17 protein-coding genes are annotated in these 22,099 nt (G+C 63.7%); 9 read left to right on the top strand and 8 right to left on the bottom strand.

Going from position 1 to position 22,099, the window contains the following annotated elements; genetic code table 11:
• Positions 1-4 precede the first annotated feature (4 nt).
• The 4 genes from OHD58_RS10055 (at position 5) to OHD58_RS10070 (ending at position 3,968) form a co-directional block, all read left to right on the top strand.
• The gene (locus tag OHD58_RS10055) at positions 5-1,195 is read left to right on the top strand and encodes an amino acid ABC transporter permease (protein WP_263803090.1); all 1,191 of its coding nucleotides are present in this window, start codon (positions 5-7) and stop codon (positions 1,193-1,195) included.
• Positions 1,196-1,198: 3 nt separating this feature from the next.
• A complete protein-coding gene (locus tag OHD58_RS10060; RefSeq protein ID WP_263803091.1) occupies positions 1,199-2,359 on the top strand; it encodes an amino acid ABC transporter permease in 1,161 nt (386 codons plus the stop codon).
• A 23-nt stretch (positions 2,360-2,382) separates the two neighbouring features.
• Complete coding sequence (locus OHD58_RS10065; protein WP_318528247.1) at positions 2,383-3,186, top strand: amino acid ABC transporter ATP-binding protein; 804 nt, start codon at positions 2,383-2,385, stop codon at positions 3,184-3,186.
• Between the two features lie 113 nt (positions 3,187-3,299).
• Positions 3,300-3,968: a TIGR02117 family protein gene (locus OHD58_RS10070; RefSeq protein ID WP_263803092.1), complete on the top strand. Its 669-nt coding sequence runs from the start codon at positions 3,300-3,302 to the stop codon at positions 3,966-3,968.
• Positions 3,969-3,972: 4 nt separating this feature from the next.
• On the opposite strand, the gene OHD58_RS10075 is transcribed toward OHD58_RS10070, so the two are convergent.
• On the bottom strand, positions 3,973-5,178 hold the full coding sequence (locus tag OHD58_RS10075) for an FAD-dependent monooxygenase (protein ID WP_263803093.1): 1,206 nt from the start codon (positions 5,176-5,178) through the stop codon (positions 3,973-3,975).
• A 21-nt stretch (positions 5,179-5,199) separates the two neighbouring features.
• Positions 5,200-5,445, bottom strand: coding sequence for a zinc-finger domain-containing protein (locus tag OHD58_RS10080; protein WP_263803094.1), 246 nt, complete (start codon positions 5,443-5,445; stop codon positions 5,200-5,202).
• Positions 5,446-5,620: 175 nt separating this feature from the next.
• On the opposite strand from OHD58_RS10080, the gene OHD58_RS10085 reads away from it, so the two are divergent.
• Together OHD58_RS10085 and ppx are read left to right on the top strand one after the other, a co-directional pair.
• Complete coding sequence (locus OHD58_RS10085; protein WP_263803095.1) at positions 5,621-7,825, top strand: RNA degradosome polyphosphate kinase; 2,205 nt, start codon at positions 5,621-5,623, stop codon at positions 7,823-7,825.
• Positions 7,822-9,336, top strand: coding sequence for an exopolyphosphatase (ppx, locus tag OHD58_RS10090; RefSeq protein ID WP_263803096.1), 1,515 nt, complete (start codon positions 7,822-7,824; stop codon positions 9,334-9,336). The genes OHD58_RS10085 and ppx overlap by 4 nt, the downstream gene beginning before the upstream one ends.
• A 30-nt stretch (positions 9,337-9,366) precedes the next feature.
• Here the strand turns inward: ppx and rnd are convergent, their stop codons facing one another.
• Positions 9,367-10,539 carry a ribonuclease D gene (gene rnd / locus OHD58_RS10095; protein WP_263803097.1) on the bottom strand — a complete coding sequence of 391 codons (1,173 nt, stop codon included), beginning with the start codon at positions 10,537-10,539 and terminating at the stop codon, positions 9,367-9,369.
• Positions 10,540-10,605: 66 nt separating this feature from the next.
• Positions 10,606-11,862, bottom strand: coding sequence for an MFS transporter (locus OHD58_RS10100; RefSeq protein ID WP_263803098.1), 1,257 nt, complete (start codon positions 11,860-11,862; stop codon positions 10,606-10,608).
• A gap of 162 nt (positions 11,863-12,024) precedes the next feature.
• On the opposite strand from OHD58_RS10100, the gene OHD58_RS10105 reads away from it, so the two are divergent.
• Both OHD58_RS10105 and aspS read left to right on the top strand, forming a co-directional pair.
• Positions 12,025-12,441: a GNAT family N-acetyltransferase gene (locus OHD58_RS10105; protein ID WP_263803100.1), complete on the top strand. Its 417-nt coding sequence runs from the start codon at positions 12,025-12,027 to the stop codon at positions 12,439-12,441.
• Positions 12,442-12,567: 126 nt separating this feature from the next.
• Positions 12,568-14,358 (top strand): aspartate--tRNA ligase, encoded by a 1,791-nt coding sequence (aspS, locus tag OHD58_RS10110; RefSeq protein ID WP_263803102.1) that lies wholly within the window; start codon positions 12,568-12,570, stop codon positions 14,356-14,358.
• Positions 14,359-14,454: 96 nt separating this feature from the next.
• Here the strand turns inward: aspS and OHD58_RS10115 are convergent, their stop codons facing one another.
• On the bottom strand, positions 14,455-15,654 hold the full coding sequence (locus tag OHD58_RS10115; protein WP_263803103.1) for a hypothetical protein: 1,200 nt from the start codon (positions 15,652-15,654) through the stop codon (positions 14,455-14,457).
• A 206-nt stretch (positions 15,655-15,860) separates the two neighbouring features.
• Between OHD58_RS10115 and parC the strand changes: the two genes are divergently transcribed.
• A complete protein-coding gene (gene parC, locus OHD58_RS10120) occupies positions 15,861-18,131 on the top strand; it encodes a DNA topoisomerase IV subunit A (RefSeq protein ID WP_263803104.1) in 2,271 nt (756 codons plus the stop codon).
• Between the two features lie 205 nt (positions 18,132-18,336).
• Here the strand turns inward: parC and OHD58_RS10125 are convergent, their stop codons facing one another.
• The 3 genes from OHD58_RS10125 to OHD58_RS10135 all read right to left on the bottom strand — a co-directional run bounded on the left by OHD58_RS10125 (position 18,337) and on the right by OHD58_RS10135 (position 22,011).
• A complete protein-coding gene (locus OHD58_RS10125) occupies positions 18,337-19,239 on the bottom strand; it encodes a hypothetical protein (RefSeq protein WP_263803105.1) in 903 nt (300 codons plus the stop codon).
• A gap of 333 nt (positions 19,240-19,572) precedes the next feature.
• On the bottom strand, positions 19,573-21,594 hold the full coding sequence (locus OHD58_RS10130; protein WP_263803106.1) for a pyrroloquinoline quinone-dependent dehydrogenase: 2,022 nt from the start codon (positions 21,592-21,594) through the stop codon (positions 19,573-19,575).
• Between the two features lie 18 nt (positions 21,595-21,612).
• Positions 21,613-22,011, bottom strand: a complete 399-nt coding sequence (locus tag OHD58_RS10135; RefSeq protein ID WP_263803107.1) for a RidA family protein — start codon at positions 22,009-22,011, stop codon at positions 21,613-21,615.
• Positions 22,012-22,099: the final 88 nt, after the last annotated feature.

The raw sequence follows: 22,099 nt of genomic DNA on the forward strand, positions 1-22,099 counted from the left end.
CCCCATGGCGTCACAAGAAGCGATCCGCGCGAGCGAGCCCGCCAAGGCTTCGCTCCTCTACGATCCAAAAGTCCGTAGCCTGGTGTTCCAGGCGGTGCTCATTTTTTTGTTGATCCTGGGCGGCTGGTGGATCGTCGACAACACGATCGAGAACCTGCGTCGCTCCAACATCACGACCGGCTGGGCTTTCCTGCGGGGCCGCGCCGGCTTCGACATCTCCGACAGGTTGATCGATTATTCGTCCGACTCGACCTTCTTCCGCGCGCTTGTCGTCGGCGTGCTCAACACCCTCAAGGTCGCGATCGCCGGCATCGTTCTCGCGACGATCGTCGGCTTTATGGTCGGCATCGGCCGCCTCTCCAACAACTGGCTGATCCGCAAGATTTGCACGGTCTATGTCGAGGTCTTCCGCAACATCCCGCCGCTGCTGGTCATCCTGTTCTGGTACCAAGGCGTGCTGGCGGTGTTGCCACAGGTGCGCGAGAGCATAGCACTGCCGTTCACCTCGTTCCTCAACGTGCGCGGCTTCTACCTGCCGGCGGTCGTATGGAACGGCAGTGGTTTGATGGTGCTGGGCGGATTGGCGATTGGCGTGCTCTTGAGCTGGTATGTGGCCCGCCGGGCCTATGCGCGCCAGATGGCCACGGGCCATTCTTTTCCGGTGTTGTGGGTGAGCCTCGCGCTGATCGTTGGCATGCCTCTGCTCGCCTATTTGCTGAGCGGCATGCCGGCCACCGTCGACTATCCGCAGAAGGGCAATTTCAACCTGACCGGCGGCTTCAACATCAAGCCGGAATTCCTCTCGCTGTTCCTGGCGCTGTCCTTCTATACGGCCTCGTTCATCGCCGAAATCGTGCGCGCCGGAATCCTGGGCGTGCCGAAAGGGCAGACCGAGGCCTATTCGGCGCTGGGGCTGCGACCCGGCACGGGGCTGCGGCTGGTGGTTGTTCCGCAGGCGCTGCGCATCATCATTCCGCCGCTGACCAGCCAGTATCTCAACCTGACCAAGAACTCGACGCTCGGCGTGGCGATCGGCTACCCTGAACTCTATTCTGTCGGCGGCACGACCCTGAACCAGACCGGCCAGGCGATCGAGGTGGTGGTGATTTTCATGGTTGTTTACCTGTCGATCAGCCTCGTGACGTCCGGTTTCATGAACTGGTTCAACAACAAGATGGCGCTGAAGGAGAGATGATCCATGCAGGAACATGATCTCTCCTGGGTGCGTACCGAAATGGCGCTCGCACAAGCGGCGCCCCGATCGGAGGTCGGACCGCTGGCGTGGGCCCGCAAGAGCCTCTTCGCAACGCCCGTCGATTCGGCACTGACGATAATCGCGGCGCTGGCGCTCGCCTGGGCGCTGCCGCAGATGCTGAACTGGGCGTTCTTCAACGCGGTGTGGAGCGGCGCCGACCGCACCGCCTGCCTGACGACGGAACAGGGCGGGTTCTTGCCGGCCGGGTGGACAGGCGCATGCTGGCCTTTCATCGACGCGCGCCTCGGCTACTTCACATTCGGCCGCTATCCCGTGGACGAACGTTGGCGCGTCATTCTGTGCGGCGCCATCTTCCTGGCGCTGCTGGTTCCGCTGCTCACCCCGCGCGCGCCGTTCAAGAGGCTGAACGCCATCCTGTTCTTCGCGGTGTTCCCGTTCATTGCCTTCTTCCTGCTGCTCGGCGGCTATTTCGGCCTGCCCTATGTCGAGACGCCGCTATGGGGCGGCCTGATGGTCACGCTGGTGATCTCCTACGTCGGCATCGTCACCTCGCTGCCGCTCGGCATTCTTCTGGCGCTCGGGCGGCGCTCCAAAATGCCGATCGTCAAGCTGCTCTCGGTGATATTCATCGAGACGGTGCGCGGCGTGCCGCTGGTCGCTGTGCTGTTCATGGCGAGCTTCATGCTGCCGCTGTTCGTGCCGCCGGGCATGACCTTCGACAAGCTGCTGCGGGCGCTGATCGGCGTGGCGCTGTTCTCGTCGGCCTATATGGCGGAGGTGATACGCGGCGGCCTGCAGGCGATTCCCAAGGGCCAGTACGAGGGCGCCGATTCGCTCGGTCTGGGCTACTGGCAGAAGATGGGGTTGATCGTCATGCCCCAGGCGCTGAAGCTGGTGATTCCCGGTATCGTCAACACCTTCATCGGTCTGTTCAAGGATACGACGCTGGTGTTGATCATCTCGCTGTTCGACCTGCTGGGCACGGTGAAGCAGTCGATTTCGGGCGATCCCACATGGGCAACGCCACAGACGGCCAAGACCGGCTATGTGTTCGCCGCCGCCGTGTTCTGGATATTCTGCTTCAGCATGTCGCGCTATTCCATCTACATGGAACGCAGGCTCGACACCGGGCACCGAAAATAAGGCCACGAAAAGGGGAATACTCGATGGCTATTGAAAACGCAGTCAGCGCCGAAGAGATCAAGGTCGATGTCAAGAAGATGCACGTCTCCGACACCGACGTCGCGATCGATATCGTCGCCATGCACAAATGGTATGGCGATTTCCATGTGCTGAAGGACATCAACCTGCGCGTCATGCGCGGCGAGCGCATCGTGATTTGCGGACCATCAGGCTCCGGCAAGTCGACCATGATCCGCTGCATCAACCGGCTCGAGGAGCACCAGAAGGGCAGGATCGTCGTCGACGGCAAGGAACTGACCAACGATTTGAAGAAGATCGACGAAGTGCGCCGCGAAGTCGGCATGGTGTTCCAGCACTTCAACCTGTTCCCGCATCTGACCATCCTCGAAAACTGCACGCTGGCGCCGATCTGGGTGCGCAAGACGCCGAAGAAGCAGGCCGAGGAAATCGCCATGCATTTCCTGACGCGGGTGAAGATCCCCGAGCAGGCCCTCAAATATCCGGGTCAGCTTTCGGGCGGCCAGCAGCAGCGCGTGGCGATCGCCCGCTCGCTCTGCATGAACCCGCGCATCATGCTGTTCGACGAGCCGACCTCGGCGCTCGATCCGGAAATGATCAAGGAAGTGCTGGAAACCATGGTCGGCCTGGCCGAGGAAGGCATGACAATGCTCTGCGTGACCCACGAAATGGGCTTTGCGCGCAAGGTGGCCAACCGGGTCATCTTCATGGACCAGGGCCAGATCGTCGAGCAGAACACGCCGAGCGAGTTCTTCGACCATCCTCAGCACGAGCGCACCAAGCTGTTCCTCAGCCAGATATTGCACTAGGCACTTGGCCCGGTGATGGAAAACGGCGTCGCGAACAAAAGCGGCGCCGCTTGCATGTCAGGCGCCAAAGATCTGCCTGAAGCCATGAGCCGGTCGCAGCATGGTTGCCGCACATGAAGCGCCTCTTGCGATGGTGCGCGGCGGCCGTGCTTGCCATCGTCCTGGCATTGGTTCTCGGAACCACCGTGCCGCGCCCGCTGTTTGACGCACCGGCCAGCACCGGTGAGTCGACGCGAAGAATCCTCGTGCTCACCAACCCGATCCACACCGACATCGCCATTCCGGTCGATGCCGGGACGCTGCAGCGTTTTGGATTTCTGGCCGAGGCCGGACTGCCGGCGAAACATCCGCAAGCACGTTGGCTGGTTTTCGGCTGGGGCAGCCGCGCCTTTTACATCAAGACGCCGACTTGGGACCAGCTGAAGCCCGGTCCGGCGCTGGCGGCAATGACAGTCGACCGCTCGGTCATGCACGTTTCGATCGCCGGCGATCTCGATCCGTCGCATCCGTCGGTCACCACCTATGAGATCGGCGAGACGGAATTCGGCAGGCTGATCGATTTCATCGAGGCGGGTTTCCAGCAAGGGCCGGATGGCCCGGTCTTCATTCCCGGAACCGCTTACGGTCCCGATGACGGGTTTTTCGAAGCCAACGGCTGGTTCACCGCCCTGCTTGGCTGCAACACCTGGACCGCGAGGGGATTGCGCGAAGCCGGACTGCAGACCGGCTGGTGGAACCCATTGCCGGCGACGCTGGCGTGGTCGCTGGCGCTTCACAATTGAGGAACTAGGCTCCAGGCTGCCAACCGTACAGCCAGTCCATGTCCGCGGCGAGCCCCTCCGGCGAACGGGTTTTCAGGAACAGGTCGCGGGCCAGCGCGGCCGGGCCGCCGGCATGCCAGGCAAAGCGGTTGAGCGCACCGCGCCGCGCCACGCGCTGCACGCGCGGGCGACGCTTTGCCTCCCATTGCGCCAGCGCTGCCGCCATGTTCGCGGGCGTTTCCGCCACGAGGGCGGCGAGCGTCACCGAATCCTCGATCGCCATCGCGGCGCCTTGCGCGGCAAACGGTGTCATTGCATGGGCGGCATCGCCGATCAGCGCGACAGCTCCGTCGCGGGTCCATTGGCTAGCGGGATCGATGGTATGAATGGGCCACACTGTCCAAGGTCCGGCAGCCGGAACGAGTTGATTCAATTCCGCAGCGACACCGCGCAAGGCCTTGAGAAGAATTGCGATATCGGCGTTGCCGGACCAGCCGTCCGCGATGCGTTCGCCGGGGGTGAACGCGACCAGATTGAACGCCGTTCCGGCGCGCACGGGGTAGACGATCAGATGCGCGCCGGGATGCAGGAACGCGGTGACGACCGCGTTGGCACCAATTTCGCAAAGCATCCTGCCGCCCGGGCTGTCGCTCGCTATCGTCGTGCGCCAGGCAACCTCGCCGGCGAAGCGGCTCTTTGCGGACGGCGCGACAAGCGCCCTGGTTTTCGACCAGACGCCGTCGGCGCCGATCAGCAGCAGGCCGTCCAGCGTCCTCGAAGCACCGCCCACGTCGATCGAAACCTGCACACCCGTCTCGATCGGGGTGGCAGCCCGAATTTCCGCGCCGGTGGTGAGCCGGATGTTTGGCTCCCGCGCCACCTTTTCGAGCAGCGCGCTCTGAAGGTCCGCACGGTGGATGACCAGATAGGGCGCGCTCCAGCGGCGCTCGGCATTCTCTCCAAGCGGCACGCGGGCAAGCCGCCCGAGCGTGCCGGCCTTGCGAAGAAGCACGGCTTCCGGCTGCACCGCATGAGGCCTGAGCAAGTCGAGTACGCCGAGGCGATCGAGCAGGCGCGTCGCATTGGGCGAAAGCTGCAGCCCGGCACCGACTTCCTCGAGCTTTTCGCTTCGCTCGAAGATGCTGCAGGAGAAACCTCTCGCGGCAAACGCAATCGCTGCGGTCAGGCCGGCGATGCCGGCACCGGCGACGATGATGTCTTTTTGCGTCATGGTCCGTCCGGACCGAAAGGATCAGGCGGCGCGGTCGAGATAGAGGCAGCCGTCCGGCCGGGTTTCGCTGGCTTTCAGCGCCGCATTGTAGCGGTAGAGCGTCGAGCAATAGGGGCAGACCTTTTCACTGTCGCTGCCCATGTCGAGGAAGACATGCGGATGGTCGAAAGGCGCATTGGCGCCCACGCACATGAACTCCCTGACGCCGATCTCGATCGCCGCGTGCCCGGCGTCGTTCTGGAAATGCGGAATGGAGCTGCCCGCCATTTTATTCTCCCGTCGATAGGGCGCCGTAGCGGAGCCGAGTTCTGCGCAAGCGTTTGTAACATAAAGGACGTGTTTGCAAGCTGTGTGATATCAAACTGTCGCAAAACCCTGTCAGGAGATAAAATGACGGGGAATTCCCGCTTAATGTCATGCCGTCGTCACGAAAGAGCGAGAAATGAACGAATTGAAGCCGGTGAAAAGCGAATTTGTCGGCAAGTCCGTGGCGGAAGCCGCGGCAGGCAACCCGGACCGTTTCGTCAACCGGGAGTTCTCCTGGCTCCAGTTCAATCGCCGCGTCCTCGAAGAATCGCAGAACTCGCGTCACCCTCTGCTTGAGCGGGTCCGGTTCCTGTCGATCTCGGCAGGCAATCTCGACGAGTTTTTCATGGTCCGTGTTGCCGGCCTCGCCGGCCAGGTTCGCGAAGGCATCGCCATCAAGAGCCCGGACGGCCGCACACCCGAACAGCAGCTCGAGCAGTTGCTGGTCGAAGTCGAGCGCCTGCAGGCGGACCAGCAGAACAGCCTGTCGGGCCTGGCCGATCTTCTGAAGAAGGAAGGCATAGAAAATGTCCGCCCCGACGCGCTGAACCGCGACGAAAAAGCCTGGCTGGAAGAGCATTTCCTGGAATCGGTATTCCCGGTGCTCACGCCGCTTTCAATCGACCCGGCGCACCCGTTCCCGTTCATCCCCAACCTCGGCTTCTCGATGGCGCTGCAGCTTCGCCATCTGAAGAATGGCGAGGAAATGACGGCGCTGCTCCGTTTGCCGGTGGCGCTGCGCCGTTTCATCCGGCTGCCCGACCGGAAAACCAGCATCCGCTTCATCAGGCTGGAGGATACGGTCGGGCTGTTCATAGGAAAGCTCTTCCCCGGCTACGAGGTCAACGGTTCGGGCACGTTCCGCATCATCCGCGACAGCGATATCGAGGTCGAGGAAGAGGCCGAGGACCTGGTGCGCCTGTTCGAGACCGCGTTGAAGCGCCGCCGCCGCGGATCGGTGATTCGTATCGAATTCGACAGTGAGATTCCCGAGGCACTGCGCGATTTCGTATCGGGTGAACTCGGAGTTTCCTCGTCCCGCATCAGCGTTCTGAAGGGACCGCTCGCGGTCAACCAGATTTCGGAGATCGTGGCGATAGCCCGCGACGACCTGAAATTCCCGCCTTACAACCCGCGCTTTCCCGAGCGAATCCGGGATCATGGCGGCGACTGTTTCGCGGCGGTGCGCGAAAAGGATATCGTCGTTCACCACCCTTATGAATCGTTCGACGTGGTCGTCCAGTTCCTGCGCCAGGCGGCGGCCGATCCGGAAGTCGTGGCGATCAAGCAGACGCTTTACCGCACCTCCAACGACAGCCCGATCGTGCGTGCCTTGATCGATGCCGCCGAAGCCGGCAAGTCGGTTACCGCGCTGGTCGAACTGAAGGCGCGCTTCGACGAGGAGGCCAACATCCGCTGGGCCCGCGATCTCGAACGCGCCGGCGTTCAGGTGGTGTTCGGCTTCATCGAGCTGAAGACGCACTCCAAGATGTCGCTGGTGGTGCGCCGGGAAGACGGCAAGCTGCGCAATTACGTCCACCTCGGCACCGGCAACTATCATCCGATCACCGCGCGCATCTATACCGATCTGTCTTACTTCACCACGGATCCGGGCATCGCACGCGATGTCGCGCAGGTGTTCAATTTCATCACCGGTTATGCCGAGCCTGCCCAGGAGATGCGGCTTGCCATCTCGCCATTCACGCTGAGGAACCGCATCCTCGACCACATCGCCGCTGAAATCGCGCATTTCCGGGCCGGTCGTCCGGCCCGAATCTGGATGAAGATGAACGCGCTGGTCGATCCGATCATCATCGATGCGCTTTACGATGCAAGCCGGGCCGGCGTCGAGATCGACCTCGTCATCCGCGGCATCTGCTGCCTGAGGCCGCAGGTGCCGGGGCTTTCCGAGAATATCCGCGTCAAGTCGATCATCGGACGCTTTCTCGAGCACAGCCGCATCTTCTGCTTCGGCAATGGCCACGGCCTGCCGTCCGACGGGGCGCTGGTCTACATCAGCTCCGCCGACATGATGCCGCGCAATCTCGATCGCCGCGTAGAGACGATGGTGCCGATCACCAACCCGACTGTGCATGAACAGGTGCTCGGCCAGATCATGCTCGGAAACATAATGGACAACCAGCAAAGTTTCGAAGTATTGGCTGACGGTACCTCGAGGCGCATGGCGCCGGACGAGGGAGAGGAACCGTTCAACGCGCAGGAATACTTCATGACCAATCCGAGCCTGTCCGGACGGGGCGACGCACTCAAATCGCACGCGCCGAAACGCATCGCGCAGTTCAAGCGCCAGCGAAAAGCCAACGCAGCGCAGGGCGCATGATTGCAAATTCGCAGGGCCGGCTACAGGATCGCCGGCCACTGTCCATCATCGACATCGGGTCCAACTCGATCCGCCTTGTCGTCTATGAGGGCATAGCGCGTTCGCCGACGGTTCTGTTCAACGAAAAGATGCTGGCCGGCCTTGGCCGCGGCATTGTTTCGACAGGCAGGCTCGATCCCGACGCCGTAAAGCGGGCGGTCGATGAGTTCCGGCGTTTCCGGGCCCTGTCGGACCAGGCCGGTGCGCAGGAGCTATACGTCATAGCCACCGCTGCCGCGCGCGAGGCGGAGAACGGACCGGATTTCATCCATCGGGCGGAGGAGATACTGGGCACCAAGATCCGCGTGCTTTCCGGGCGCGAGGAAGCGCATTATTCGGCGCTTGGCGTGATTTCCGGGTTCCACCCGGCCAACGGAATCGCAGGAGACCTTGGCGGCGGCAGCCTGGAACTGGTCGATGTCGACGGTGAGCACATCGGCGACGGCATCACCTTGCCGCTCGGCGGCCTGCGCCTGCAGGACATGGCCAAGGGTTCGCCGGTCGAAGCAGCAAAAATCGCGAAGAGGGAACTCGCCCGCGCAAAACTGCTGAAAGGCGGAGAGGGCAGGGTGTTCTATTGCGTCGGCGGTACCTGGCGAAACCTTGCCCGGCTGCACATGAACGCGATCGGCTATCCGCTCAGCGTCATGCACCACTACGAGTTCGGCGTCGAAAGCTCGGCGGCGTTCCTGCGTCAGGTCGCCAGGGGCGAGATCGACAAGATCAAGGGCATCGAGCGGATCTCCAAAAGCCGTCGTGCGCTGCTGCCCTACGGTGCGGTCGTGCTGCAGGAGATCATAGCGGTGATGAAGCCGTCGAAGATCGTTGTTTCGGCACTCGGCGTGCGCGAAGGTTTTCTATACTCCCTGCTGCCGCCGGAGGAGCGTGGCGCCGACCCGTTGATTTCGGCGGCCGAGGAACTGGCTGTTTTGCGGGCGCGCTCCGTTGCCCACGCCCATGAGCTTGCCAAATGGACAGGCGAATCGCTCGCCGCCTTCAACATCGACGAGACCGAGGACGAGGCGCGCTATCGCGAAGCCGCCTGTCTGCTCGCCGACATCGGCTGGCGCGCCCATCCGGAATATCGCGGCATGCAGTCGCTGAACATCATCGCGCATGCTTCGTTCATCGGTGTCGACCATCCGGGCCGGGCCTTCATCGCGCTGGCAAACCTGTTCCGCCACGAGGGCGTCTTCGACGATTCCGTCGCGCCGGAAATGCGGACGCTGGCGACGCCGCGCTATCTGGAACGCGCACGCCTGCTCGGCGCGCTGCTGCGCGTCGTCTATCTGCTCTCGGCCTCAATGCCGGGCGTTATCCCGAAGCTCAGGTGGCAGCCGCAGCCGAATGGCGGCCTGGCGCTGGTCATTCCGGCCTCGCATGCCGGACTCGACGGCGAACGGCCGACCGGCCGCCTGGCTCAGCTTGCCAGGGTCACCGGCCGCAGCCTCGAACTGGTGGTTGGTTCGTAAGAGGCAGAGTAGCTGCCTCGGTGAATCGCCTCAGGCGTCGACGCGCTGCTTTTGCGTTTCGAACACGGCGATCTTGCGCCGCTCGAACTTCAACGCGATCTCGCCGCGAACCAATTGCAGCGCCTTCTCGCCGAACACTTCCCGCCGCCAGCCATGCAGGGCAGCGACGTCGGCATCCTCGCCCTCGGCGGCCAGGCGGTCAATGTCGTCGCTTGAGGCAAGCACCTTTGCGGCGACGCCTTCGGCTTCAGCGACCATGCGCAGCAATACCTTCAGCAGTTCGGCGGCGGCACTCGAGCCTTCCTGCGATTGCGGGAGCTTCGGCAACCGGGGCATCTCGTCCTTGGACATGCCGAGCGCCGCGTTCACCACCGCCAGCAACGCTGTCGCGGTGGAGGAGCGCTCCCAGCCTTTCGGCGTGGTGCGCAGCCGACCGAGCGCCGTCGCATCGCGCGGCGCCTGCTGCGCGACCTCGTAGATCGCGTCGTCCTTCAGCACCCGTCCGCGCGGAACATTGCGTTCGCGCGCCTCGCGTTCGCGCCACGCCGCCACCGCCTGGACCACGGCCAGTTCCTGCGGCTTGCGCAGCCGCATCTTGAGGCGCTTCCAGGCGTCTTCGGGGTGCGGATCGTAGGTCTGGCGCGAGGTCAGGACTTCCATTTCCTCGTTCAGCCAATGGGCGCGGTTCTCGCGTTCCAGTTCGGCCTTCAGATGGTTGTAGACGTCGATCAGGTGCGTGACGTCGGCGATCGCATATTCGAGCTGCTTGTCCGAAAGCGGCCGGTGGCGCCAATCGGTGAAACGCGACGATTTGTCGAGGCGCACGCCGGTGATCTTCTGCACGAGTTGGTCGTAGGAAACGCTGTCGCCGAAGCCGCACACCATGGCGGCGACCTGGGTGTCGAAGACCGGGTGCGGGATCAGCCCGCCGAGGTGGAAGATGATTTCGATGTCCTGGCGGGCGGCGTGGAAGACTTTTGTCACCGCCTCGTTGGCCATCAGTTCGAAGAACGACTTCAGGTCGATACCCGCCGCCAACGGGTCGACCAGCGCCGTTACGCCGGGCGCCGCCATCTGGATCAGGCAGAGTTCCGGCCAGAACGTCGTCTCGCGGATGAATTCGGTGTCGACTGTAACAAATTCGGATTTCGCGAGTTCGCGGATCACCGAATCCAGCTCATTTTGCGTTTTTATCAGATTCATCGAGGTCTCTTTAGGCGACGAAAGCGGTTTTGTCTTGCCTGACCGGCAATTTCGTCAAGCCATCCACTATTCTGTTCGATTTTCCTTCGGTCGCTTGTCGCTGTCGCCGTTTCGTTTGGCCAGCCGGGAAAACACCGTCGATGTCCTCAGCAGGCTCATAAACCGGCCGCGCTGGCCCGCCGGTACGCCGCCACGGGCCCCCATGCGATAGAAGATGATGAGAATGAAGATCGCATAGACCGTTGCCGTGAAGCTGAACAGCGATTGCGGGCCGAATTGCTCCATGAACCAGGACGCCGCGAATGGCCCACCGATCGCGCCGAAGGAGTAGAACAGCATCAGTGCCGCGTTGACGAGCACGAACTCGCCCTTGCCGGCGCGGTCGTTGGCGTGCGCTGCCGACAGCGAGAACAGCGGCATGGCGAAGGAGCCGAAGATGAAGACGAGAACCAGGTTCGCCAAGGGGTCCGTTCCGGCGAGAAAGACGATCGCAAGGGCCGAAAGCAGGGCGCCGACGGTGCTGAGCAGTAGGACCATGCGCCTGTCCCACAGGTCGGACAGGTAGCCGAGCGGATACTGGATGATCGCGCCGCCGATGATGCCGACCGCGACGAAGGTCACGATATCGGCCACCGACATGCCGATTTCCTCGGCATAGACCGGCGATAGGGTGCGGAAGGCGCTGTTGGTGACGCCGACCGCGATGCAGCCGATACAGCCGAGCGGCGAGATGCGCCAGACGCGCCCGAGGTCCAGCTTGACGTCCTCCGGCGCCGTCGGGTTGGAGCGATCCCCCAGCGAAACCGGCACCAGCGACAGCGTGATCATGATCGACATGATCGCGAAGATGGTGAAACCCTCGGAGCCGAAGATCGGGATGACGAATTGCGCTCCGGTGACCGAGCCGATGTCGACGATGCGGTAGAGCGCCAGCACTCGTGCACGGTCGTTGTTGGATACGCCTGAGTTCAGCCAGCTTTCCATGATCGTGAACAATCCGGCGAAACAGAAGCCGCTGGCGAAGCGGATCAGCGACCAGGCGATCGGATCGATGAGCAGCACCAGCAGCAAGGTGCCGGCGGAGGCGATCGCGGCAAGGGCCGAGAACGAGCGTACATGGCCGACCGACTTCATGATGCGCGAAATCGCAAGGCAGCCAAGCAGGAAGCCGCCGAAATAGGACGTTCCCATGAAGCCGATGACCGCCGGTGAAAAGCCCTCTTGCGCGCCGCGCAACGCAATCAGCGTGCCTTGCATCCCGTTGCCGCCGAGCAGGATGCCGGCGGCTATCAGGAGCGGAATCAGCGGGCGGATGGAGGACATTCAGGCGAAATGGCAAGCGGGCATGTTTCTCTATAGTCCCAACAGGCCGGCAATGCGACCTTGGTTCGGCTGGAGCGATGCATTTGGCGATGCTGCGCCAATCGGCATTGTGCTCGCGACCGTCACAGTGTTTGAAGGCGGAAGCGACCTTGCGAGGCAAGAATGGCAACGTTGACTGTCAGCACCGACATCGAGAACGAAATCCAGGATGTGATCGGCAACGGGCTGGACGAATACAATGTCGGCAAGGCCGGTCCCTACAACACCGAGGATCTGTGGATCGTCGCCCGCGATGATGTCGGCGCGGTCGAGGCGGGGCTGAAGGCAAAAAGCGAATATTCCTGGCTGTTCGTCGACTGGCTGTGGGTCGATCCGGGACGCCGCGGCACGGGCCTCGGCACTGAATTGCTGGGCAAGGCTGAGGAAATAGCCCGCGAGCGCGGTTGTCTTGGCGTTTACCTTGAAACCGCTACCTTCCAGGCGCCCGGCTTCTACAAGCGGCTTGGTTATCAGGAGGTCGGGCGGATCGAGGATTTCCCGCCAGGCCATGCCATGGTCTGGCTGAAAAAGGTGCTGTGAACCGCTTCGCGACCGTTACCTTGACAAAAGCCGGCACCCATGCGCTTTTCCCGCCAATTTTCGGGCCTGGCGCAGGCTGCGCCGCCCGGTCGAATTTCAATCCTTAAAAACCGGAATACCAGTCCCATGCACCGTTATCGCAGCCATACCTGCGCCGAACTGAAAAAATCCGATGTCGGCTCGACCGTCCGCCTCTCCGGCTGGGTGCATCGCGTGCGCGATCACGGCGGCCTGCTGTTCATCGATTTGCGCGACCATTACGGCCTGACCCAGATCGTCGCCGATCCGGATTCGCCGGCCTTCAAGGCGGCCGAGACGGTACGCGGCGAATGGGTGATACGCGTCGACGGCGAGGTCAAGGCGCGACTGGCCGATGCGGTCAACCCCAACCTGCCGACCGGCGAGATCGAGGTTTTCGCGGGCGAGATCGAAGTGTTGTCGGCGGCGAAGGAATTGCCGCTGCCGGTGTTCGGCGAACCGGATTATCCGGAGGATATCCGGCTGAAGTACCGGTTCCTCGACCTGCGCCGCGACACGCTGCACAAGAACATCGTCGCGCGCACCAAGATCATCGCCGAGATACGCAGGCGGATGACGGAAATCGGCTTCACCGAGTTCTCGACGCCTATCTTGACAGCTTCCTCGCCCGAAGGGGCGCGCGACTTCCTGGTGCCGTCGCGCATCCATTCGGGAAAGTTCTACGCGCTGCCGCAGGCGCCGCAGGTTTACAAGCAGTTGATCATGGTGTCGGGCTTCGACCGCTATTTCCAGATCGCGCCCTGCTTCCGCGACGAAGATCCGCGCGCCGACCGTCTGCCCGGGGAATTCTACCAGATCGACCTTGAAATGAGCTTTGTCGAGCAGGAGGACGTGTTCCAGACCATGGAACCGGTGATGCGCGGCGTATTCGAGGCCTTCGCCAACGGCAAGCCGGTGACGCAGAAATTCCGGCGTATCCCGCATGACGAGGCGATGCGCAAATATGGCTCCGATAAGCCGGACTTGCGCAACCCGATCGAGATGCAGGATGTCTCGGAACATTTCCGCGATTCCGGCTTCAAGGTGTTCACCAACATTCTCGCCAACGATCCGAAGGCCGAGGTCTGGGCGATTCCCGCCAAGACCGGCGGCAGCAGGGCCTTCTGCGACCGCATGAATTCATGGGCACAGGGCGAAGGGCAGCCGGGTCTCGGCTACATCTTCTGGCGCAAGGAGGGCGATAAGCTCGAAGGCGCCGGCCCAATCGCCAAGAACATCGGCGAGGAGCGTACAGAGGCGGTCCGCCAGCAGCTTGGCCTTGCCGACGGCGACGCGGCGTTCTTCGTCGCCGGCGATCCGAAGAAGTTCGTCTCGTTCGCCGGCGCGGCGCGTACCCGGGCGGGCGAGGAATTGAACCTTGTCGACCGCGACCGTTTCGAACTTGCCTGGATCATCGATTTTCCATTCTACGAGTGGAACGAAGACGAGAAGCGCGTTGATTTCGGCCACAACCCGTTCTCGATGCCGCAAGGTGGCATCGACGCGCTGGCCGGCCAGGACCCGCTAACCATCAAGGCGTTCCAGTACGACCTTGTCTGCAACGGCTTCGAACTTGCCTCCGGCGGCATCCGCAACCACCTGCCGGAGACGATGGTCAAGGCATTCGAGATCGTCGGGCTCAGCCGCGAGACGGTCGAAGAGAATTTCGGCGGCCTCTACCGGGCATTCCAGTATGGCGCGCCGCCGCATGGCGGCATGGCGGCCGGCATCGACCGCATCGTGATGCTTCTGGTCGGAGCCAAGAATTTGCGCGAGATCACCATGTTCCCGATGAACCAGCAGGCGCTGGACCTTTTGATGAACGCGCCGTCGGAAGTGACGCCGACGCAGTTGCGCGAGCTGTCGTTGCGGGTGGTGCAGCAAAAGAAGGACGCCTGACGCAGGCGGACACATCCGGCGCGGCGATCCTCGCGTTATGTCCAAAAAAAGCCCGGCATCGCTGCCGGGCTTTTTTGTTTCAGTGATAGGAGCCGCTTATTCGGACTCTTCGTTTGCCGTGACCGTGACGCCGAGCGTCTTCGGCAGTTCCTGTGGCGTCGACATGGCGCCGGCCATGACCAGCGCGAACGGCACCGGAGAAGCGGGCGCGGCCTCGATTTCCAGCGACTGCGGGTCGTCGAGATAGGCGTTGAGCGCTTCGGTGACGTTCTTGGTCAGGTCGGGGTTGTTGAGCTGCGCCATCAGGAACGGCACGATCGCCTTCGCTTGGTTGGCGATGTCTTCCGGCTTCTGGCCCTGCTGCTTGGCGACATATTCGAGCACCTTGCCGGTCAGCGAATCGTCGTCGAAGCGGATGGTGGCGCCGTGGAAGGTAAGCTGCTGAAGCAAGCCGAGCATGGCAAGGCCCTGGGCCGAATTGTCGCTGCCCGCGGGCTGCTCGGCCATCTTCTTCTGCAGGTCCTGGATGGCCTTGAGGAAGTCCGGCGTATAGCCGCCGAGATCGAAGGTCATGCCCAGCGTACCGGCGTTTTCGACCGAAATGTCATACTGGGTAAGCCCCATGCGGCCGTCGCTGGGCTGCCACGATCCCTCCATCGCGAAATCGCCGTTGATGGTGTTGTAGCCGAGCGCCTCGATGACCTTCTTTGCCTCCGGGTCCTCGACGCCGGTGAGGTCGGCCGTGAACTTTTCGGCGGCGCCCGAAAACTCCAGCGCGGCACCATCCTTGGGCGGGGTGGCCTCGACATGCAGATTGTCCATCGAAAACAGCTGCTTGTCGGCTCGCTTTACCGAAACGGTCGCCAGATCCGCAGTCTCGTACATCATGATGGAAGCGAGCGGGTCGGTCGAACCTTCCGGCGGCAGTGCCAAGCCCGTCAACTCGGCACCGGAAATATCGACGTTCAGGCCGTCCTGGGCGAGCGCGTAGGTCGGGAAGGTGACCTTGCCGATCCGGTAGCCGCCGTTGACCTCGGTGACCTCGTCGAGCGTGACGTTGCCGATGGTCGCCGCCGCCGGCGCGCTGGGAACTTTCACCGTCGCGCCCTCGAGCACGATCTGCGATCCGTTTTCGGAGAGATTGGTCCAACTGATCTCCATGCCTTGTCCGGCCATAGCGGCCTTGAGGCGGTCGCCGACCTTGCTGGCTTCCAATGCATCGGCAGCCGACAGCGGCAATGTGAAAAGAATAGTGGTCAGCGCAAGCTTTTTTAGCAAAGGATGATGAATAGTCATGACACGGTCCCTGAGACATAATGAAACTGTAGCGCGCTAACCTGTCGCGGAAGAACTGGACTGGAAAATGGCGCGTCGAAGACATTGGTCGAAATTTTCGAAAAAAGGCAAATCGAAAAGATAGCGAACCTCGAGCGGGCGTTGAAGCCGGTCTTATCGATGCGACGACCCTTGCCGCGAATCAGTGGCTCGGATAGTTCAAAACCATGGGAAAAAGCCTTATTCCGCCGGGTTCCGACGGCGGCGATCATGTCGAGCCGGTTGACCTGAAGAAGGCGCTGGAAGAGCGCTATCTCGCTTACGCGCTGTCGACCATCATGCACCGGGCGTTGCCGGACGTGCGCGACGGCCTGAAGCCGGTGCACCGCCGCATCATGCACGCCATGCGGCTGCTGCGCCTCAATCCCGACCAGGGTTTTGCCAAATGCGCGCGCATCGTCGGCGAGGTGATGGGCAAGTTCCATCCGCATGGCGACCAGTCAATCTACGATGCGCTGGTGCGCCTCGCCCAGGACTTCGCGGTGCGCTACCCGCTGGTCGACGGGCAGGGCAACTTCGGCAACATCGACGGCGATAACGCCGCCGCCATGCGCTACACCGAAGCCCGCATGACCGAGGTAGCGACCGAGCTGCTTTCGGGCATCACCGAGGATGCGGTCGATTTCCGCCCGACCTACAACGAGGAGGACGAGGAGCCGGTGGTGCTGCCCGGCGCCTTCCCGAACATCCTCGCCAATGGCTCCTCCGGTATCGCCGTCGGCATGGCGACCTCCATCCCCCCGCACAACGCAGCCGAGCTTTGCACGGCCGCCCTTCACCTGATCGAGAATCCGTCGGCATCGGTCGAGGCCCTGATGAGCAAGGGGCCCGAGGACGGGCTGGTGCAAGGTCCGGACTTCCCGACAGGCGGCATCGTCGTCGACGACCACGCCTCGATCATGGAGGCTTACGAGACCGGCCGCGGCGGTTTCCGTGTCCGCTCGCGCTGGCATCAGGAAGACCAGGGCAGGGGCACCTGGAACATCGTCGTCACCGAGATCCCCTACCAGGTGCAGAAGGCGCGGCTGATCGAGAAGATGGCCGAGCTTCTCATGGCCCGCCGGTTGCCGCTGCTGGAGGACGTGCGCGACGAAAGCGCGGAAGACATCCGCCTCGTGCTGGTGCCGAAGAGCCGCACCGTCGATCCCGGGCTGCTGATGGAATCGCTGTTCAAGCTGACCGAGCTCGAAACGCGCTTTCCCCTCAACATGAACGTGCTGTCGCGCGGCAAGGTGCCCAACGTCCTGTCGCTGAAGGACGTGCTCAAGGAATGGCTGGAGCACCGCAAGGACGTGCTGGTGCGCCGGTCGAAGCATCGGCTGGCCGAGATCGAGCGGCGGCTGGAAGTGCTCGGCGGCTACCTGATCGCCTATTTGAACATCGACGAGGTCATCCGCATCATCCGCGAGGAGGATGAGCCCAAGCAGGTGATGATGGCGAAATGGGCGCTGACGGACGTCCAGGCCGAAGCGGTGCTGAACCTCAGGCTGCGCCAGTTGCGCAAGCTCGAGGAGATCGAGATCCGCAAGGAATTCGATGCGCTGTCCGAGGAGAAGAAACAGATCGAGGCGCTGCTCGGCTCGGATGCCAAGCAATGGCACCTGATCAAGTGGCAGGTAAAACAGATCCGCGACAAATTCGGCGCGGATACCGAGCTCGGCAAGCGCCGCACCACGTTTGCCGACGCGCCCGAGCACGATGTCGCCGACATCCATCACGCGATGATCGAGAAGGAGCCGGTGACCGTCGTCGTCTCCGAAAAGGGCTGGCTGCGCGCCATGAAGGGCCACATGTCGGATTTCTCGACGCTGGCCTTCAAGGAAGGCGATTCGCTGAAGCTCGCCTTCCCGGCGCAGACGACCGACAAGATCCTCGTCTTCACTACCGGGGGAAAATTCTACACCATCGGCGCCGACCGGCTGCCGGGCGGGCGCGGTCATGGCGAGCCGATCCGTATCATCGTCGACATGGACAACGACCAGGACATCGTCACCGCCTTTGTCCACAACGCGGCGCGCCGATTGCTGCTGGTTTCGCATCAGGGCAACGGCTTCGTCGTGCCCGAGGCCGAAGTCGTCGCCAACACCCGCAAGGGCAAGCAGGTGATGAACGTCAAGGCGCCGGACGAGGCGACGCGCTGCGTGGCTGTGGCGGGGGATCATTTGGCGATCGTCGGCGAGAACCGCAAGATGCTGGTATTCCCGCTCGCCGAAATCCCGGAAATGGGCCGCGGCAAGGGCGTGCGCCTGCAGAAGTACAAGGATGGCGGCGTGCTCGACCTAAAGACCTTCGCCATGGAAAGCGGGCTTTCCTGGCAGGATTCGGCCGAGCGTGTGTTCACCCGCGGCCGCGACGAGCTTGCCGAATGGACCGGCGCCCGCGCCTCGGCCGGCCGCATGGTGCCGAAAGGCTTTCCGCGCAGCGGCAAGTTCGGGTAGGGCTTTTCCCTCCCCCTTGAGGGGAGGGGGTAGGCAGCCGCTGGAGGCGGCGAGTTTGCCGTTCAATCACAGCGCTTCAAAGCCCCTCTCTTGCGTTTTGCAAGCACTTGCTCGGGGACAAGCCCGCTCGCAAGCGCAAGGAAAACGCTTTCTCCCCCACAAGAGGGGAGATCAGGAGCGCCTTATTTCGCCGCGTGACCACCGGTCAGGACGTGTCGCGGCGCTCCTCCAGGACGTCGAAGGCGAGGCCGTGCAGGTCTTTCAGGATTTCGTGGACCTCGTGCCGGGATTTTTTCCGACCCTGCCTCGGGTGCTGGCCGGGCGGCCTGCCGGGGTGCAGCGGCCAGATGCGGTGTGGGCGGCTGCGGCGGGTTTCTCCGGTTGGCGCGGCGGCATCGGGGTTTCTGTCCTGAGCGTTGATCGCATCGCGGCGCGCCCGCCAGCGGGCGAAGCGTTTTGCCTGGCGCGGCAGGTCGTCGAGGGCCGCGGCGAGGGTTGCGAACCGGCGGCCAAGGCGGGTGGCGTCGACCGGATCGTCGGGCGATGGCAGGCGGCGGGGCACGATGCGAGACAGTGTGGTGTAGCCGGGCACCGAGATGCGCGGCACGCTGTTGGGGATGGGACGGCGGGGGCGGCTTTCCCAGCGCGGAAGCCGGTCGAAAAGCGGCAGGGTGAGCGGGCGGGTGGTGGCGTGCGGTTCCGCGATGCCCCCTCCACCGCCTGCGGCGGTCCCCCTCCCCCGTGAACGGGGGAGGATCCAGGTCGTGCCGGCGGTGCCGCTGATCCTCCCCTGCGAAGCGGGGGAGGGGGACCACGCGGAGCGTGGTGGAGGGGGCGGGACGACAACGCTACGCGCCGCCACGATGATCAGCCGCCGTACGGCGGCCTCAGCCGGCCGCAGCAGGCGGAGCACGGCGGTGTGGAGATGGCGCGGAAGGGTGGATGCCGGGGACAGTTTACTTTTTTCCGCCAGCGCCGAACCGTGAGGCAGCGCGCTTTTCTGCGGAAAGAAAGTAAACTGTCCCCCGAGTTCCGCCATGGCGACGAGCGCGGCCAGGATGCGCTTCAGCGCCTCCGTGTTCCGCTCGATTGCCAGGTTCCAGTCCATCGCCGTTCCTTCCAGATTGCGAGAAGGATTATGCGGGGCGGCTGGAGGGGGGTGGATAAAAGGAGAGAAAAAATCCTGACAGATGGTGACAGCGCTGCTAATCGCGAAGGCGAAGCAGTCTGCGGAGAGCCCGCATTCCTTCGCGCCCCCCTCTGGCCCGCCGGCCATCTCCCCCACAGGTGGGGAGATTGGCTGCCATAGACGGCGGCGCCCGCCCTTAAACGTTTGGAATTTGAGCGAACCCGGCGACGCTACTAATCTCCCCACCTGTGGGGGAGATGGCCGGCAGGCCAGAGGGGGGCGCCGTGGAGCACGGGCCTGGAGCCACAAGCCTCACTCCGGTAGCGCGAATGCCACCAGGGTTTCGCCGATCTCGTTGCCGAGGTTCGGGTGTCCGCCGGCGGCGATGACGATGTATTGCCTGCCGCCGACCGCATAGGTCATCGGGGTTGCCTGACCGCCATGGGGCAGGTCGCCGGCCCACAATTCCTCGCCGGTGTCGGCGTCGAAGGCGCGGATCAGGTTGTCCATGGTAGCTGCGATGAAGACGAGGCCGCCGGCGGTGGCCAGCGAGCCGCCGAAATTCGGCGTGCCGAACTCGAACGCCATGCCGAGCGGCGCCAGTTTCCTGGTGTTGCCGAGGGTAACTTCCCACGCCATCTCGCCGGTCTCGATGTCGACTGCCGCAAGCGCGCCCCATGGCGGCCGGTTGCACGGCATGCCGAGCGGCGAGAACATCGTCTCGCGGATGATGCCGTAGGGCGAGCCGCGCATCAGCGTGATTTCCTTGTCCGGTTCGGCGGCGTCGCGGCGCACCGTCTCTTCCGGCGACAGCAGCGTCACATGGCTGATGGCGCGGCTGGTGTTGACGAAGACGCGGTTGCGCGCCGGGTCGACCGAAACGCCACCCCAGTTGGCGCCGCCGCCGCTGAACGGCACGATCAGCGTGCCGGCGGTGCTGGGCGGCGTGAACAGGCCTTCATTGCGCCCGGCCGAGGCAATGGCGTCGCGGCAGGCCATCCTGTCGAAGACGAGCAGGCCGAAGGCATCGTCCCCGGTCACCTTCTGCGGCGCCAGGATCGGCTGCCCGGTCGAGAAGGGTTGCGTCGGCGATGTCCATTCGCCCGGCACGTCGCTGGCCGGCACCGGGCGCTCCTCGACCCTGGTCAAAGGCTCGCCGGTTTCGCGGTGCAGCACGAACAGGAAGCCGCTCTTGGTGGCGAACACCAGGGCAGGGACCGCGCCGCCGTCGCGCCTGAAGTCGACTAGGCTCGGGCCTGCGGGCACGTCGTAGTCCCACAGATCGTGATGCACGGTCTGGAAATGCCAGGCCACCTCGCCGGTGCCGCCGCGCAGCGCCACCATGCTGTTGGCATAGAGATTGGCGCCCTTGCGCTGGCCGCCGAAGAAGTCGGGGCTCGGGCTGGAGGTCGGCAGGAAGACCAGGTCGCGCTCCGGGTCGACGGTGATCGAACCCCAGACATTGGCCTGGCCGGTCGTCTGGGCGCTGCCGCCTTCCCAGGTCGGGCTGGCGATGGGATCGGCGGTGCGCGGGATCGGATCGAACCGCCAGCGCTCGGCGCCGCTGCGGGCGTCGTAGGCATGCACGGTGCCGGCCGGCGCGAAGGCGCGGCCGTTGTCGCCGCTGGCCGAGCCGATGACGACTACATCGCCCACCACCGCCGGCGCGGAGGTGAACTGCAACTCCTCGTCGCGAAGCTCAGGCCGCTCAAGCTCGGTCCGCACCGTGCCGTTGGCGCCGAAGCCGGCGCAGGCCTTGCCGTCGCGGGCATCGATGGCGATCAGCCGGCGGTCGGTGGTCGGCACGAACAGCCGCTCCGCGCACGGCGCGCCGGCGACGGCTTGGTTGTCGCGCCATTGCACGACGCCGCGGCAATTGTACTTTTCGCCGGGCACCCTGCCTTCGAGCGGGGTGTCCGGCTCGTAAGCCCAGCGCTCCGCTCCGGTGACCGGATCGAGCGCGATCACCCGGCTGAACGGGGTGCAGAAGACGAGATTGCCGGCGGCCAGGATGGGGGTTGCCTGGAATTTGCCGAAGCGGGCGCGCTGTCCCCGGCGCTCGAGTTCGCCCGTCTTGTAGGTCCACGCGACAGCGAGACGGCCGACATTGTCTCGGCTGATCTGGCCGATGGTGGAGTGGCGCGTCTGGCCGGGATCGCCGCCATAGGCGGTCCAGGAGAGGTCGTCGGCGGCTGGAACCGGCCTGATGTCCGGCCAGTCGCGCGAATCCTGCGGCGGCGAGAACTGGTTGACAGCGATGAAGGCGGCGGCCGCAGCGATACCCAGCACAGCGATGCCGCCGATCCCGAGTGCGATCCTTGCCAAGCGTGTCACGCGGCCTCCTGAAATCGCTTATGCGTCGTCGATGACGGCGATGGCGTCGACCTCGATCATGTATTCAGGCCGGGTGAGCGTCGCCACGCCGACCAGCGTATCGGCGGGCTTGTGTGTGCCGAACAGTGCGACGCGCCCCTGTTCGATCATGTCGAGATGCTCGCGCTTGAAGCCGGCAACGAAAATTCCAAGCTTGGTGACTTGATCCGGACGAGCGCCGGCTGCGGCAAGCGCTCTCCCCAGATTGTCGAACGCCTGGCGTGCCTGCAGCATCATGTCGCCGGGGCCGACCAGTTCGCCGCGATCCTCGGCAACCTGGCCGGAGACGAAGACAAGCTTCGTGCCCCTGGCCACCACGACGTGCGAATAAGTCTCGGGGGCGGCGATCCCCTCGGGATTGAGACAAAGAAGGGGCATCGGTGAGGAAACTCCGCCGGGCGTGTTCCTGACCTAGATAGCGTATCGCGGACGGCAATGCAGCGTCCACGAATGCTGAATTTGGTGC

This window comes from Mesorhizobium sp. ZC-5, assembly GCF_025753855.1.
Taxonomy (GTDB): domain Bacteria; phylum Pseudomonadota; class Alphaproteobacteria; order Rhizobiales; family Rhizobiaceae; genus Neomesorhizobium.

Coding starts and splice junctions, on each gene's coding strand:
- ppx (WP_263803096.1), top strand. CDS start 7,822: ATGATTGCAAATTCGCAGGGCCGGCTACAGGATCGCCGGCCACTGTCC.
- OHD58_RS10075 (WP_263803093.1), bottom strand. CDS start 5,178: ATGACGCAAAAAGACATCATCGTCGCCGGTGCCGGCATCGCCGGCCTG.
- OHD58_RS10055 (WP_263803090.1), top strand. CDS start 5: ATGGCGTCACAAGAAGCGATCCGCGCGAGCGAGCCCGCCAAGGCTTCG.
- OHD58_RS10135 (WP_263803107.1), bottom strand. CDS start 22,011: ATGCCCCTTCTTTGTCTCAATCCCGAGGGGATCGCCGCCCCCGAGACT.
- OHD58_RS10080 (WP_263803094.1), bottom strand. CDS start 5,445: ATGGCGGGCAGCTCCATTCCGCATTTCCAGAACGACGCCGGGCACGCG.
- parC (WP_263803104.1), top strand. CDS start 15,861: ATGGGAAAAAGCCTTATTCCGCCGGGTTCCGACGGCGGCGATCATGTC.
- OHD58_RS10105 (WP_263803100.1), top strand. CDS start 12,025: ATGGCAACGTTGACTGTCAGCACCGACATCGAGAACGAAATCCAGGAT.
- OHD58_RS10125 (WP_263803105.1), bottom strand. CDS start 19,239: ATGGACTGGAACCTGGCAATCGAGCGGAACACGGAGGCGCTGAAGCGC.
- OHD58_RS10060 (WP_263803091.1), top strand. CDS start 1,199: ATGCAGGAACATGATCTCTCCTGGGTGCGTACCGAAATGGCGCTCGCA.
- OHD58_RS10100 (WP_263803098.1), bottom strand. CDS start 11,862: ATGTCCTCCATCCGCCCGCTGATTCCGCTCCTGATAGCCGCCGGCATC.
- OHD58_RS10065 (WP_318528247.1), top strand. CDS start 2,383: ATGGCTATTGAAAACGCAGTCAGCGCCGAAGAGATCAAGGTCGATGTC.
- OHD58_RS10070 (WP_263803092.1), top strand. CDS start 3,300: ATGAAGCGCCTCTTGCGATGGTGCGCGGCGGCCGTGCTTGCCATCGTC.
- rnd (WP_263803097.1), bottom strand. CDS start 10,539: ATGAATCTGATAAAAACGCAAAATGAGCTGGATTCGGTGATCCGCGAA.
- OHD58_RS10085 (WP_263803095.1), top strand. CDS start 5,621: ATGAACGAATTGAAGCCGGTGAAAAGCGAATTTGTCGGCAAGTCCGTG.
- aspS (WP_263803102.1), top strand. CDS start 12,568: ATGCACCGTTATCGCAGCCATACCTGCGCCGAACTGAAAAAATCCGAT.
- OHD58_RS10115 (WP_263803103.1), bottom strand. CDS start 15,654: ATGACTATTCATCATCCTTTGCTAAAAAAGCTTGCGCTGACCACTATT.